Here is a 14,815-nt window from a genome sequence, read left to right on the forward strand (position 1 = left end):
TCACGAATCCAGCAGTTAGCTAGACTGCTTTTTAAAAGACAATAAAAATTCTCTGGGGAACCACTGTGAATATGCGCCGCCGGACGCCTCGCATCACATCGTTTTTCTTGATAGCAATCCTCACAGCCCTGGTCTGGGCACGAGCGGCTTGTGCACAACCGACACCCGAATCACATGTTATTCCTGTCTGGATTTACGATGCCGACAGCTTCGAATTCTGGCGCACGCCGCAGGGTGAGTTACAGGGTTTTTACCCGGAACTGGTTCGCGCCATCAACCAAAAATTAGATATTCACTTACAGCTCCAGCCGATTTCCGGTCCTGAAATCGGCCAGCGTTTTAATGACGACAGATACGGCGTCTATGCCGGTGTCCTGCGAACCGAAGCCCGTGCGCGCACCAAAATCCTCTCATCGCAGCTTTTTAATAACGAAGTGGTTGTCGCCAGTCCGACCATGTCGGTCAATACGGCCGACGAACTCTCTCATGCCAGAGTCTTGTTTCGCCAGAACGACGCTACGCTGGAAAGCGTGCAAAAGCGCTACCCGGATCTGAAATTCCGCTCGCTACGACTGGTCGCCAGCAGTGAAGAAGCCTTTCGGCTGCTCGGCGAACACCAGGCAGATTTCTACATTAATGACGCCAGCGAAATGGAAAATACCCAGCGTTATTATCTTATCTCCAGGCCCTTCCCTGAACTGCGCATTCCGGTGGTGCTGGCATTCAGCCCAGAATTGAAGGATCTGCGCGAAAAAGTGAACGCTTTTATCGGCGAGTGGTATCGCAGCGGGGAGATACGTAAAGCGCTGGAAGAGAGTAAACGACAGTATCTGCTCAGCCGCATTACCCTCTCGAAAGAAGAACGTACCTGGCTTGCGAATAATCGTCTGCAAATCTGGCTGCCTAAAAATGAGAATTTCGCGCCGATAATCTGGAAAGACGATCGAGGCTATCAGGGAACCGCCATCAACATGATCCATGACATGCGCGAGCTGCTAGGCATGGAGGTGGATGTCCATTTTGTCGATAACTATGCCGAGGAGCTGGCGCAGCAGCGCTGGCCGGTGCGCCTGGTGGACGTCGCAGAGAAAACAGACCTTGATCACGCCGCCGGGCGAATCGGCCCCGACGTTGCCTGGCATAACGTCTATTACAACCGTATCAAGCAACCCTTTTTGTGGGATGAAGAGAGCATCCGCAGCCAGCGCGTTGGCGTGCTGGCGGGATCGTTCTCGGCACGCTATCTCCAGGAGCGATTTGGCAGCGATGTGGTGATCGTCACCCGACACAGCGTTAACGGCCTTATTGATGCGATTGAGAACAATAAAATTGACTATATTTTGGGAGATTTGAGCTCACTGGAATCGACACTTCGCGGCAATGAGCTTTTTCGCGGCGTACTGAAAGTGGCGGGCGTGACGCGCAGCGAAGTGATTATCGGTCCCTGGGTTCAACCCGATAATCCCATGTATCACTTGCTGACTCAGGTGAATCGCCTGTCCAGTTTCCGCACGCAGTTGGAGCGCCACGAAACGCGGGACTTTTTCCCCGCACTGACCAAAAATACTCTCAAGGTCATCAGCGTAATTTTGCTCATCACCGCGCTTTTCAGCATCGGAATGCTGGTAATGATGCGTCGTCATATGAAAGAAAACCGGCTGGTGAACCGCAACATCGTCCAGGCCCTGGAGAAAGTAAACCGCGCGCACGATGATGAAACCGGGAGCCATATTCAGCGCGTGGCGAAATACTGCGGGATGATGGCCCGTGAACTGGATCTATCGCGCAAAATGATCGCTGAAATAGAACATTTTGCCTCGCTGCACGACGTCGGGAAAATTGCTGTACCCGAGCGCATTTTGCGTAAGCAAGGGCCGTTGACCGCGCAAGAATTCAACGAAATGAAACTACACACCACCAAAGGCTATATGATCATTCAGGGTCTGGGTTTGGGTCCGGTGGCAGAAAACATTATCCACTTCCATCATGAAAAATGGGATGGAAGTGGTTATCCCGAAGGGCTTCGCGGGGAAAACATTCCGCTTGAGGCGCGCATCCTGGCGCTGGCGGACGTGTACGATGCGCTGAGGCAAAAACGCGTTTATAAGCCGGGGTTTACTCATGAGCTGGCATGTGAGGTTATCTTTGAGGGTGCCGGGAAACATTTCGATCCGCAGCTTATCGCCTTGTTCCGTCAGCATCATTTGAAGTTCTGCACGATCTTCGACAGTCTCGCTGACTAAATCATATCGTTGTTAAGAGAAAGGGAAATTCATCCGGCTATTCCTGGCATTGTTCGACTGATCGGACGGTAAAATGGTGTATTCCCATTAAATCAGAGCGAAATATGAAGAGATTATTCGTTGCCGGTTTAGTTCTGCTCCTCGCGGGCTGCACGGTCACCCGTCAGGCGCAGGTGAGCAATGCCGATGCGCCAAACGGTGTTGTCCGACTGGATTACGGCCAGGCGATTTTTCAAAATGCCCGTTACGATGACTATGTCACCAACGGGACGGCCACGCGCGAGTGTCAAAGCATGGGCTTCGCGACCGCCTCTTTCTATGGCCAGCCGATTAAAACCTGCAGTCTGTTCAGCGGTTCGGTGTGCCTTAACGAAACGGTGACTATCCAGTACAAATGCATGGCTATGCGGTTAATCCCGCCGCTACGCAAACCTGGTAATAAGGGTAGGGCTGCCAGAATAGTGCTGGCAGCTCATTAAAATAAGAACCAGAACAATTCTCATTAATATATCAACTACTGCCAATGCGTTTTATTCCCATTCGTATTTTTAATAAATAATATAATTATTTTACCTTTTGCAAATATTTAAATAACAAATTATAGTGACGCCCTGACTGACAAAATAAATAATTTCCTGGAGCTGCGCTATGCTGAAAACTGAAATGATTGATAAGCTCAACGAACAAATGAACCTTGAGCTTTTTTCATCCCTGCTTTATCAACAAATGAGTGCCTGGTGCAGCTACCACAGCTTTGAAGGTGCTGCCGCTTTCCTGCGCCGCCATGCTCAGGAAGAGATGACGCACATGCAGCGCCTGTTCGATTATCTCGCGGATACCGGCAGCCTGCCGCGCATCAACCCGGTCGCGTCTCCTTTTGCTGAGTACACCTCTCTGGATGAACTGTTCCGCGCGACCTATGAGCACGAGCAGCTGATCACTCAGAAGATTAACGAGCTGACTCACGCGGCAATGATCGGTCAGGATTATCCAACCTTTAATTTCCTGCAATGGTATGTTGCAGAACAGCACGAAGAAGAGAAACTGTTTAAATCCGTTCTCGATAAATTATCACTGGCGGGTAAATCAGGCGAAGGTCTGTACTTTATTGATAAAGAGTTGTCGACTCTCGACACGCAAAAATAAAGTTTATGGGAGCCTTCCGGCTCCCTTTTTTTAATGCCGACAGATTTTACTTTCGTGCGTTGAAAACCCCTCTTCCAGCGGAACAAATTTCCCGCGCGCCGCCAGAAATGCCACCAGCTCCGCCGCCGTCATATTCTCCGCTGAACAAGTATGAAAACGCGCATGACTGCCAAAGCGTGAATCAATGGCCTGAACCAGGCTCTCCTCGCCGTACTGCTCACCCGACTCAATCATCATGTTGAGCACATCGTGTCCGTGAATCGACGCCATAAATCCTCCGAAGTGAAAGTGACAGCCTAAACGCGAATGTGTATCGCTGCCTTGCGCTGGCTCAGGTTTAACCCTGTAAAAATATCATTACACTGCTTGTAACGGGGATTTGACGAGATTGAGCTTTTGTCTTACTCTGCGCCGCAGATTAGGTTGCCATTGGCGGTTGTAGTAGAGGAAAGCGTGAAGAACAGAACTCTGGGAAGTATTTTTATCGTCGCAGGCACGACGATTGGCGCAGGAATGCTGGCAATGCCGTTAGCCGCAGCAGGCGTGGGATTTAGCGTTACGCTGCTGCTATTGGGATGCCTGTGGGCGCTGATGTGTTACACCGCCTTACTGCTGCTGGAAGTGTATCAGCACGTCCCGGCAGATACGGGCCTCGGTTCGCTGGCGGCACGCTATCTTGGTCGCTACGGCCAGTGGATAACGGGTTTTAGCATGATGTTCCTGATGTATGCCCTGACAGCGGCGTACATGAGCGGCGCGGGTGAACTGATTGCCTCCAGCGTCAACGACTGGTTTGGCACAAATATCTCCCCGGCCACCGGGGTGATTTTCTTTACCCTGATCGGCGGTGGCGTAGTGTGCGTTGGCACTTCTCTGGTCGATCTGTTTAACCGTTTTCTGTTCACTGCCAAGATTATTTTCCTGGTGGTGATGCTGGCATTACTCGCCCCGCACGTCCACAAAGTCAATTTGCTGACCTTACCGCTCCAGCAGGGGCTGGCGCTTTCAGCCATTCCAGTGATTTTTACCTCGTTCGGTTTCCACGGCAGCGTGCCGAGTATCGTCAGCTACATGAATGGCGATATTCGCAAACTGCGCCGCGTATTTGTTATCGGCAGCGCCATTCCGCTGATTGCTTATATTTTCTGGCAGCTGGTGACGCTGGGCAGCATTGGCTCCTCGACCTTTATAGGCCTGATGGCCGATCACTCGGGTCTGAACGGATTTTTACAGGCGTTGCGTGAAGTGGTTGCGTCGCCGCACGTTGAGCTGGCGGTGCATCTGTTTGCCGATCTGGCGCTGGCTACTTCATTCCTGGGCGTGGCGCTCGGACTGTTCGACTATCTGGCGGATCTATTCCAGCGGAATCGCTCCGTCGGCGGACGCATTCAGACGGGCCTGATCACCTTCCTTCCTCCGCTGGCCTTCGCGCTGTTCTATCCACGCGGATTTGTGATGGCACTCGGTTACGCGGGCGTGGCGCTTGCCGTGCTGGCGCTGCTGCTCCCTTCCCTGCTGGTATGGAAAAGCCGCCAGCAACATCCGGATTCGGGTTATCGGGTGTGGGGCGGGAAGCCGTTGTTAGCCCTGGTGTTTGCGTGTGGGATTGGGGTGATTTTGGTGCAGTTTTTGATTGTGGCGGGATTACTGCCCGAAGTGGGCTAAAACCGCCCGGCGGCGCTTCGCTTGCACGGGCCTACAGGTTTTTTGTAGGCCAGGTAAGCGCAGCGCCACCCGGCACTGTTTTTAATGCAAACAACAGCTCTTAAACTTCTTCCCGCTGCCGCAAGGACAGGGATCGTTACGGCCCACTTTGACGCCATTGACGATCGGTTTCTTCGCCAGAGGCTCCTGCGGATTCGCCAGCCAGTAGTTGTACAAACGAATTGCCGCCGGGCGAATGCTGTCGACGCTCGCGTGGTATTCCTCTTCGGTCATCTCTTCAACGCGATCGGTGTTCTCATCGCTGCCATGCAGGGCGATAACGGCTAAATCCGCTTTCAGCTCTTCGGGTAAGGTCGACCAGTCGGTCAATGCCATCCCGCGCATGTAGCCGTAACACCACTCTTCCACCACGGTGTAGGTATTACCTTCGACCTCGTTTTCGCCAAACATCGGTTCAAACTGATCGGGATAATCGCTCAGACGCTCGGCGATATCGTTCATATGCTTAAAGCAAAGATCGATAAAGCGGTTCATTTCACGATCGTTTTTCCAGCGCGGAATATGTTTTTCGCCGCCCCATACAGCCACCAGCCAGGTGTCAGGTTCCACCACAACAGGACCCGACAGCACTGCGGTCAGCATGCCGTCGAGTTCAGAAAGATCGAGAACGGACGCATCGTCATGACCATGAGAGATTAATGTCTCTTCCAGCCACTCCATTTCGTTTTCATTTAATGGGCCTTCAGTCATTACTGATACTCCTGAAAAAAAAGAAAACGATTTTATCACACTTCAGGTTAGTACTCTTTAAATGCCAGCTCCAGCCGGGCAATCAGCGGTTTAAACAGATAGCTCATCAGCGTACGCTCCCCGGTTTTTATCGTCACGCTGGCCGGCATCCCCGCTTTAATTTTGTAGTCACCGAGCAAATGCACCCCCTGTGGGCTAACCTGGACTTCCGCCAGATAATAGGGTTGCTGGGTGACTTTATCGATCAGCCTGTCCGCCGAAACCGTTAAAACACGCGCGGGAACCGAAGGCAGCAGCGCATGATTCAGCGCCGGGAACATCACATCCACCGTCAGCCCCGGCACCATTTTATCTATCGCATGTACCGGTATTTTGGCATCGATTTGCAGCGGCTGATTCGCGGCAACAATATCCATTAAATGTTCACCGGGCTGAATAATGCCGCCGACTGTACTGACTTTCACATCCAGCACAATACCGTCAATCGGCGAGCGGATCTCGGTGTTTTCCAGTTCATGGCGGGTAGATGCCAGTTCGTCCTCGAGCGTCGCAACATCTTTCTGATTGACCGTTAGCTCAGACTCAACCTCACGAATAAACTGGTGATTCACCTGATAGGCTTTAATTCTCAATTCGTTCTGCTGGGATTTCAGTTTGGCGATGTTGAGAATATCCTCCGACACGCTGCTGGAGATCTCTGCCGCCTCGCGCTCCAGCACCAACAGTTGTGCTTTGGGGTAGTAGTTTTTGGCGCTGAGCGCTCTGAGTGTGCCTAATTCACGGTTAATCAGGATGAACTGATGTTCCCGGTAGCCTTTTATTTTATTCAAATTCTCCGTTTGCCCCGCCAGACCATCCAGCGTCTCCTGGATCATCGACAGTTCATCCTGAATAGTTTTTTTGCGCGTATCGAAGAGTTTCTCCTGCAAGCGCCGGACTTCTGCCAGACGTTTATTGGTCGAAAAAGCCGTCGATAATGCGTCGCTAAAGGCGATAAATTTCATACCGTCTCGCTCTGCCAACAGCCGGTCTTCGATGGTTTTCGCGGAGATGTATTGCGCACTTAGGGCGCTGTAACGCATATCGAGCTGGATTTTATCCAGCCGGACCAGGACCTGCCCCTTTTTAACCAGCTCCCCTTCTTTGATAAAAATGTCCGTGACTCGCCCGCCGCTCAAATGCTGAATAGTTTTACGATTGCTCGACACGGTCACCGTCCCATCGGCCACCACACCGGCATCCAGCGGGGCCTGCACGGCCCAAAGCAAAAATCCGCCCACGCCAAGTACAATCACCAGAATGCCCCGCAGCAACGGCGGCCAGATATTGGTATCAACGGTTTTGTCATGATTATCTTTCATCACAGTGCCTCGCGTTGCGGTTCATTTTGCGGTGCAGACGCGGTAGCCACCGGTTTCAAAATATTGGCCTGCCGCAGATTGGCGATCACCTGCTCACGGGTACCGAACTCCTGAATGGTCCCTTCATTGAGCAACAGAATTTTGTTCACCACGCCCAGCAGAGTGGGACGATGAGAAATAATCACTACCGTTTGCCCCTGGGTTCTCAGGGTATTGATGGCCTGAATGAGGGCATATTCCCCGGCGTCGTCCAGACTGGCGTTCGGTTCATCGAGTACCAGAAAAGCGGGATTGTTGTAGACCGCGCGGGCCAAACCGATGCGCTGGCGCTGACCGCCAGAAAGCTGATATCCGTTGGCACCGAGCGGCGTGTCGTACCCTTCTGGCAGTCGCAAAATCATGTCGTGAACACCGGCAAGCGTAGCGGCAGCGACGACCAGTTGACTCTCATTTTGCGTGAAACGGGCGATATTTTGCGCGATGGTGCCGTCAAAGAGTTCGACATCCTGCGGCAAATAGCCGATCGCCGGGCCCAACAGGGCTTTATCCCACTGGCAAATATCAGCCCCGTCGATGCGTACTTTTCCAGACAGCGGTGACCAGACACCGACTAACAGTTTTGCCAGCGAGGTTTTCCCTGAAGCCGACGGGCCGATAATGCCCAGTACTTCACCCTGTTCGAGCTGAAAAGAGATATTACGCAGCACCGGCGTTTTTTGCCCCGGCGGCGCGGCAAACAGAGATTCAACGCTGATATTGCCTTTTGGACGGGGCAGCGTCAGAACCTCTTTCTCGCTTGGATAGTCGCTCAGCAAACGAGAAAGCTGGCGCCAGGCGTGGCGAAACTGCACAAACTGTTTCCAGTTGCCAATCACCTGCTCCACCGGATTCAGCACCCGCCCCAGAATAATGGAGGCGGCGATCATCAGTCCGGGGGTGATTTCACCGGCAATTACCAGCAAAGCCCCCGCGCCCAGCGCCACGGACTGCAGCAAAATGCGCACGAAACGACTCAGGCTACTTAGCCCGGCGGTTTTATCGGCGATTTGCGTCTGTATGACCAGGGCTTTGCTGTGCTGCTCAAGCCAGTTGTGCTTCAGGGTTGGCAGCATTCCCATCGCTTCAATGGTGTCTGAGTTTTGCAGTTGCTTATTCAGCTTGCTGGTATTGTAGATCGTTAATGCATGGGCCTGCTGGATGGGTTTTTTAGTGGTTAATTCGGTGACCAGCGTCAGCGAAAACAGTATAGCGATCCCCCCGAGGGACAAATATCCGAGTAAGGGATGAACAAGAAAGGCGATGAATAAGTAAAAAGGTGTCCACGGAATATCGAGCAGCGCAAATAAACTGTTTCCCGAGATAAACTGGCGAACTTGTGCAAGGTCATTAATCGCCTGCGCGGGGTTATTATCCCCCGTTGCAATACGACGTTTAAAGGTCGCATTAAAAATAAGTTGGTTTAATTTCACATCCAGACGATTGCCGAGGCGCGTCATGACGCTGGAACGGGCAACTTCAATCATCGAAATGACCGTATACAAGCCGATAATAAGCAACGTTAACATCAACAGCGTGGTGGTGTTTTTACTGACCAACACCCGATCGTAAACCTGCAGCATATATATTGCCGGGGCCAGCATCAGAATATTGATCGTGCTGCTAAAAAACAGCAACATGAAAAACACCGGTCGGGTTCCTTTTAAAGCCGTATTCAATTCAGTAAGCGGTTGCTGGCGCGGCATAACGTTCTCCTTATATTCGCGGTGAGCTACGGCCATTTTCATGGCCGTAGCAGCAGGAGTTATAAGATAAAGTCAGACACATTGATGGTGCTGGCCGTGACGCCCGTAAGGGTGATCACGTTACCGTCAATGGTGATGACCGCATCGCCTCCGCTGGCGGCAATCGCCACACGGCTACCGAAGTTTCCGCCGGTGATCCCAAGCCCACTGATATCCATGAGATCCTGTCCACCGCGCGCATCGCTGTCGAAGCCAGTAACGCGATCTCGCCCGAAGCCCGCCGCAAATGTGAACCGGTCATCGCCTGTTCCCCCGTCGAGCGCGTCGTTTCCTGCGCCGCCGCTGAGAATGTCATCTCCGATACCGCTTGAGAGCACATCATCACCTGCCCCTCCGCTCAGGTTGTCATTCCCGTTGGCACCCACGAGGTTATCGTTCCCGTCGCCGCCGTCGAGCACGTCGTTGCCGATCCCGCCCTGCAACAGGTCGTTCCCGCCCATTCCAGACAACCGGTCATTCCCTGTACCGCCAGTGATGGTATTGGCAAGCGCATTCCCGGTCCCCGTGAAATTCCCCTGTCCGGTAAAGACCAACACTTCTACGTTTTCCGTCATCACGTAGGTCGCAAGATTGGTCTGGACGGTATCCGTTCCGCCGTTCAATCCCTCGGTGACCCCATCTGCGGCGTTATCGACGATATAAAGATCGTCACCTACGCCACCGGCCATGATGTCCGCGCCCTGACCGCCATCGAGTTCATCGTTCCCGGCATCTCCGTTCAGAATATCCTGCCCCTGACCGCCGCTCAGATCGTCATTCCCCGCACCACCGTTGAGGAGATCGTCTCCCGCCTGGCCCAGCAGAGTGTCATTCCCGCCTTCACCATTGAGAATATCGCTCCATGCTGTGCCGACCAGGGTATTCGCCGCGTTGGTCCCCGTCACCAAATCGCCGATTGGTTGGGTCGCGGCAGATGTCAGCACCACTGGCGGGTTGCCTTCGTCATCCACCACCGTCACCACCACCTGCAGGGTGCGTCCGATCATGGCCTGCCCCGGCGTGTAAGTCGCCCCTGTCGCGCCGGCGATATTCACAAATCCATTGCCCGCATTCATTCTCCACTGGTAGCTGAAGTTGTTGCCGGTCAGACCATCGCTGTCAGCAATACCCGAGACCACAGCGGTCAGCGTGATGCTTTCCGTCGGCGTGAGATCGCTGATAACCGGAGCGCCTGTTGTCGGCTGATCGCGCACCTGAACGGCACCCGTTTGTGTCGATACCAGTCGCTCGGCATCGCCCATCCGGTCGGTGAAGCTGGCGATAACGCGTAGCGGAGCGCCCAGAATGCCACCCGGTACGCGGAAGGTTTCTCCGCTTGCCTGGTCGCGCCATTGCCCGCCCACCAGCGCCTGCCATGTGAGTACAATCGGCGCATTCGTCGCGATGCCGTTTCCATCCTGAAGATCCGTGAGATTCACGCGCAACAGGTCGCCTACCTCAGGCGTCGCATCGGTGATCGACAGATTCCCGGTAGCTTGCTGCGCTTTGACCCACAGCTGCTCACCGTTGCCAAACTCCACTTTTTCGATATTGAGCAGGCGGTCAACGCCGTCGTTAAACGCCAGCCCGGCCGCCGGAGTCGCGTGGTTCACCGTGAGACTGCCGTCCGCATTGCGGTTAAACAGATAGTTACTGCTCAGATCCCGATAGACAGCCACATCCGTTTCTGAACCGTTACCCTCACGCAATATTTCCCGCACGATGGAAAGCTGATTCGGCTTAAGCGTACCCGCCAGCATGAGCGATTTCAGCTCATTCATACTGTCGGCGCTGGTTAACCCCGGCATACCGGAAACCGCGATGCGAACGTTCAGCCAGGCATCACCATCAATAATGTCGTTACCTGATTTACCGGTGATGCGATCGCTACCGCCGCCGCCGAGTAAAATGTCACCGCCATTATCCGGGTTAAACACCACCGCGTTAGGGTCTGTCAGTCGCGAGCCGCCGACAATGCTCTGCAAACCGGCGATCCTGTCGACGCCTTCCTGCGTGAGGTTATTGGACAGCGGTACGCCCTGAACTGGCGCGGTCCCGATCGGCTGTTCCGTGCCGGTTAAGACATCGTCAAACTTCCAGCCTGACAGCCCTTCCACCAGGTCAAAGCGATCGCGCAGGATGAACTCCTGTTGGTTGACGAAGATTGGAATGCCCAGATCCGAGTTGGCCGCGTTGGGGTCGCCTTTATGGATCGCCCAGTCGAAACCGGCCATGCCGTTGTTGCGCTGGATGCCCGCCCCCTGAACCATGATGTCGTCACCGGCTTCACCATCGTAGTCCGTGTCGTTACCCTGACCGTTGAGGACGTCGTGGCCGATAATGGTGCTGTTGAAGAACAGCTCGGAGTTTTCACCGGTCAGGGAGTCAAATCCGTCGCCGCCTTCAAGCCAGTCATCCCCTTCGTTACCCAACAGCGCATCACCGCCGGAACCGCCGAGCACGAAGTCATTGTCACGTCCGGCAAAGACTTCCTGCGCATCTTCACCGACAACGATAAAATCACTTCCGCTGCCGCCGAAGATCAGATCGTTACCGTTGCCGGAGAAAATGACATCGTGGCCCGCGTCGCCGTGCAAGAAATCCGCCCCGCCAATCGGCGTCCCGGTATCGGTAATAATGTCGTTTCCGTCACCGCCGTGAACCACGTCCGCCTCGTCGCCGCCGTCCAGGCGGTCATCACCCGCATCACCCCACAAACTGTCGATCCCTTTCCCGCCGATAAGCGTGTCATTCCCTGCCGAACCGCCAAGCACTACATGTCCGTCCCCTGTGTATTTCAGATACGCGCCGTCGGCCGCGCCATCTCCGTCAACATCCGCCCCGGCCGCTCGGCGTACCACAAGCGGGAAGAGCAGATCTTTGAGCGCATTCCCCCATTTAGGGTCGACATCTGTTTGCAGCGCTTTGTTGACCTCAAAGGTGTAGTCCGGCGTCTGGAACAAATGGGCTGGCAGGTGAGACGACCCTGCGTCCCCCAGGTCACTGTTACGCATCACCAGTGCCGAGAACGAGTTACCCTCCAGCTCGTTGAGCAAGTTCAGGCCCTGCACGCGGCTCAGATAGTAGAACCGGTCGCCGTCCTGTAGCATTTCCATCTGGGTTTCAAAGACAAAGTTAAAGGTTGAGCCGAGCATGCCGCCAAACTCATTTTTGCGCTCGGCCAGCCCGCCAATCCAAAAATCGACCTTGTTGAGCCCCGTCTCTTTGGTGGCCCACGCTCCGGTTCCCATAAAGAAATCCAGCGCATCGGCACGGGCAGGATCGTCAGCATCACCAAAAAGCAGGAAGTTCACTGCATCGCGGCGTGCTTCATTGGTGGTGGCGTTGAGAATCAACTCATGCTGACCATAGGCGGCCATGAAGTTGATAATCGAGGCCGGATTTTTCAGGAACGACGCAAAATCGCCCCAGCTTGTATACGGCCTGAGCTCACTGTTCCCGGTTAACTCGAAGAACTGTTCCCGCGCCTGGTTCAGCGTTGGCATGAGCGTATCGCGCCCACGGGCGAGGTTCAGCGCGCCGAGATCCAACGGCAGCCCGACCAGGTTATTACGCAGCGCATCGGTAATAAACTCATCAATCTCGTTACCCACCTGACGGGTCATCCCCCGCACAATTGCCCCCACCGCCTGCTCGGTTGAAACAGTCTGTCCGTTAAGCTCATGGAACGCGACCGGGTTCAGAAACGCTTCGATAAGCCCGATATCATCACTCTGCATGTCCTCATCGGTACGCGCGACGGTTTCCGTCAGCATCGAGTGGCCAAAGCGATATACCACGTGGGCAAACTCGGCAAAAATCGCCGGGTTAATGTCCGCGCTGTTCGAGAACACAAACGGATCAACCGCCGGTTGTACGGCGCGGGCGAACTCTTCAAACACCAGATGCTGGTACTCCATTTCCGTGGCGAAACGCCCCGCCTGGAACAGATACTCTCCGTTCCATTGCAGGGTGCTGGTATCCGCAGGAATTTCAGTTATCTGATGATTTGGCAGCAGCCATTGGTTAATCAGGTCAATGTCGTTGCTTTCAAGGATGGTGGTTTTGTACTGCTCAACCAGACGGTTGTGTTCGCTGTGGAATACGGAGTGAACAGCGGTCAGGCCGATGTTTTCGTTGCCACGTCCGTCACCGGTAATAAAGTGGCGATCGAGCAGTTCGTTGTCGTAGGTCCCGCCCGCCTGAGCGTTTCCTGTATCAGAATCGCCATCTGCAACCAGACCTGCTTTAGGCGCAGCGGTGTGGGCGATATCATCAAGGAACGCATGTCCGGTACGGATGGTGTCTGATGGCAGCGTGCCGCCGTTAGCCTCAACCAGACCGCTTGCAGTGACGATTTGCACTTTGCCGTTGTCGCTTAAAATCAGATTGCCGTAGCGATCGGTTGCCAGCAGCGGAACATTGAACACATCTTGATCGGTGAGCGTAATACCGAGCAAGGTTTCAGCCTGATGCTTCACATCCGCCCAGGTCGCCAGCCCGCCGTTGCTGCCTTCAAGCAGATGCCCGGTCGGTTCGGGTTTGCCATCAACCATTACATATTCACGAATAAAGATTTGATGGGAAGGATGGGAGGTGTAGGTCTGGTTCTGATCGATGAACGGTGTAGTGGTGTTCTTGGTATCGTGGTTGGCATTCACTTCAGCACGGGTGAGCAACATAAAGTTGGTCGGGGAACCTTCGACGTATAAGGGGTCGTCTGGCATAAGCGGAATAAACACAATCCCGTTGCCCGCTTTGGGGATCAAGTCCAGCCCGTGGTCAAAGAATTGGCCAAAGAAGGTCATCCAGCCATTGAATGCCGGAGACAAGCCGATATCAGGCGATAAATTGGGGATCGACAGGCTGCCATTGTCTGATACAGTGCCGCCGCCGGGGGCATCAGCAAGCCCGTCGTGCGCCTCCTGTGCGGCCGGGTTAGAGGCCGTTTGGTCAGAAATCAAATTACTGATGATGCGCGGATCGGCATCCATAACCACCTGATTTGGGTTGAGGATCAGGTATTTTTGCAGCGCTTCCAGATTGTTGAGATCCAGCGTAATCAAGCGGGGCATGGTTTGATCGGCCGAGCCGTAAAGCTCCTGACCGGGCAACAAATTGTTCCACGAACCATCCACGGTACGCAGCCCATAGGGTAACAGCGGGCTGGAGACCAGCTCCCGCAGAAGCTCGCCATTAACTGACCCGTCAGGATTAGTCGCCGCTTCAGAAATCTTTATCTGTTGGAGGATAAACGCAAGATCGTGCAACGTAACGGTAAAGTCATATTGTGTGGCCATAATCATTACCTCTGTATTAATAAGCTATCATCATCCGCCTCTGTCGCATTAAGGTATCGACAGAGAAAGAATGAACCTCACCAGAAAGAATTAATCGCCTGAACATCTTTACTTAACCGAAATCCGTTTACTGTTTTAAGTACAACACGTTTAACCCTGAACGAAGAATGCCGGGGTGGAATTATCCTGTCAGATTAATTACCCCAAAGGATTTCCGGGGATAAACACAACGTTTATATATTCAGCTAATGAATGATTAATAACTCTGTAAGATTGTCGCTTTCACAAAGGCAATATATTAGTGACACTTAACTGTCAGTGGACCTTTTATAAAACATGACAGTTTTGTTATGGTGATAACTATGGAGGGTCCTTTCTTTCCTGACATCATACTTTCTGCTGAAAACAATCACCCCTTTACTAAGCTTTTTTCTTAGTACTTCCTGATGAATACTTTTATTTTTCAATACGCCTTTTCGACTCTTGAAGTATTGTCATGCCTGACTACCCTTAATCCAGAAGAATACTTTATGGCTTTTATGATAATTAATCGCATTTAATTCACAAAA

General features: G+C 53.3%; 8 protein-coding genes and 1 pseudogene. 4 read left to right on the forward strand and 5 right to left on the reverse strand.

Annotated features, from left to right (window positions below):
• The first annotated feature begins 71 nt into the window (after positions 1–71).
• The 3 genes and pseudogenes from C3708_RS15555 (at position 72) to ftnA (ending at position 3,389) form a co-directional block, all read left to right on the forward strand.
• Positions 72–2,243 carry an HD domain-containing phosphohydrolase gene (locus C3708_RS15555; protein ID WP_103949684.1) on the forward strand — a complete coding sequence of 724 codons (2,172 nt, stop codon included), beginning with the start codon at positions 72–74 and terminating at the stop codon, positions 2,241–2,243.
• Between the two features lie 104 nt (positions 2,244–2,347).
• Positions 2,348–2,682 (forward strand): annotated as a pseudogene (gene yecR / locus C3708_RS15560) (YecR family lipoprotein).
• A 209-nt stretch (positions 2,683–2,891) separates the two neighbouring features.
• Positions 2,892–3,389, forward strand: a complete 498-nt coding sequence (gene ftnA, locus C3708_RS15565) for a non-heme ferritin (RefSeq protein ID WP_095282438.1) — start codon at positions 2,892–2,894, stop codon at positions 3,387–3,389.
• A 30-nt stretch (positions 3,390–3,419) separates the two neighbouring features.
• Here ftnA and C3708_RS15570 read toward each other — a convergent pair whose 3' ends face one another.
• On the reverse strand, positions 3,420–3,659 hold the full coding sequence (locus C3708_RS15570) for a YecH family metal-binding protein (protein WP_103949670.1): 240 nt from the start codon (positions 3,657–3,659) through the stop codon (positions 3,420–3,422).
• Between the two features lie 183 nt (positions 3,660–3,842).
• Between C3708_RS15570 and tyrP the strand changes: the two genes are divergently transcribed.
• A complete protein-coding gene (tyrP, locus tag C3708_RS15575) occupies positions 3,843–5,054 on the forward strand; it encodes a tyrosine transporter TyrP (RefSeq protein ID WP_103949671.1) in 1,212 nt (403 codons plus the stop codon).
• 81 nt (positions 5,055–5,135) lie between these two features.
• Here the strand turns inward: tyrP and C3708_RS15580 are convergent, their stop codons facing one another.
• Genes C3708_RS15580 through C3708_RS15595 form a run of 4 tightly spaced genes read right to left on the reverse strand, consistent with a single transcriptional unit; the run spans position 5,136 to position 14,246 of the window.
• A complete protein-coding gene (locus C3708_RS15580; protein ID WP_095282441.1) occupies positions 5,136–5,804 on the reverse strand; it encodes a YecA family protein in 669 nt (222 codons plus the stop codon).
• 47 nt (positions 5,805–5,851) lie between these two features.
• Positions 5,852–7,165 carry an HlyD family type I secretion periplasmic adaptor subunit gene (locus C3708_RS15585; protein WP_103949672.1) on the reverse strand — a complete coding sequence of 438 codons (1,314 nt, stop codon included), beginning with the start codon at positions 7,163–7,165 and terminating at the stop codon, positions 5,852–5,854.
• Positions 7,165–8,907 carry a type I secretion system permease/ATPase gene (locus C3708_RS15590; protein ID WP_103949673.1) on the reverse strand — a complete coding sequence of 581 codons (1,743 nt, stop codon included), beginning with the start codon at positions 8,905–8,907 and terminating at the stop codon, positions 7,165–7,167. Before C3708_RS15590 ends, C3708_RS15585 begins: the two co-directional genes overlap by 1 nt.
• A gap of 59 nt (positions 8,908–8,966) precedes the next feature.
• A complete protein-coding gene (locus C3708_RS15595; protein ID WP_103949674.1) occupies positions 8,967–14,246 on the reverse strand; it encodes a peroxidase family protein in 5,280 nt (1,759 codons plus the stop codon).
• Positions 14,247–14,815 lie beyond the last annotated feature (569 nt).

This window comes from Lelliottia sp. 7254-16, from assembly GCF_002922995.1.
GTDB classification, from domain to species: Bacteria; Pseudomonadota; Gammaproteobacteria; order Enterobacterales; family Enterobacteriaceae; genus Enterobacter; species Enterobacter jeotgali.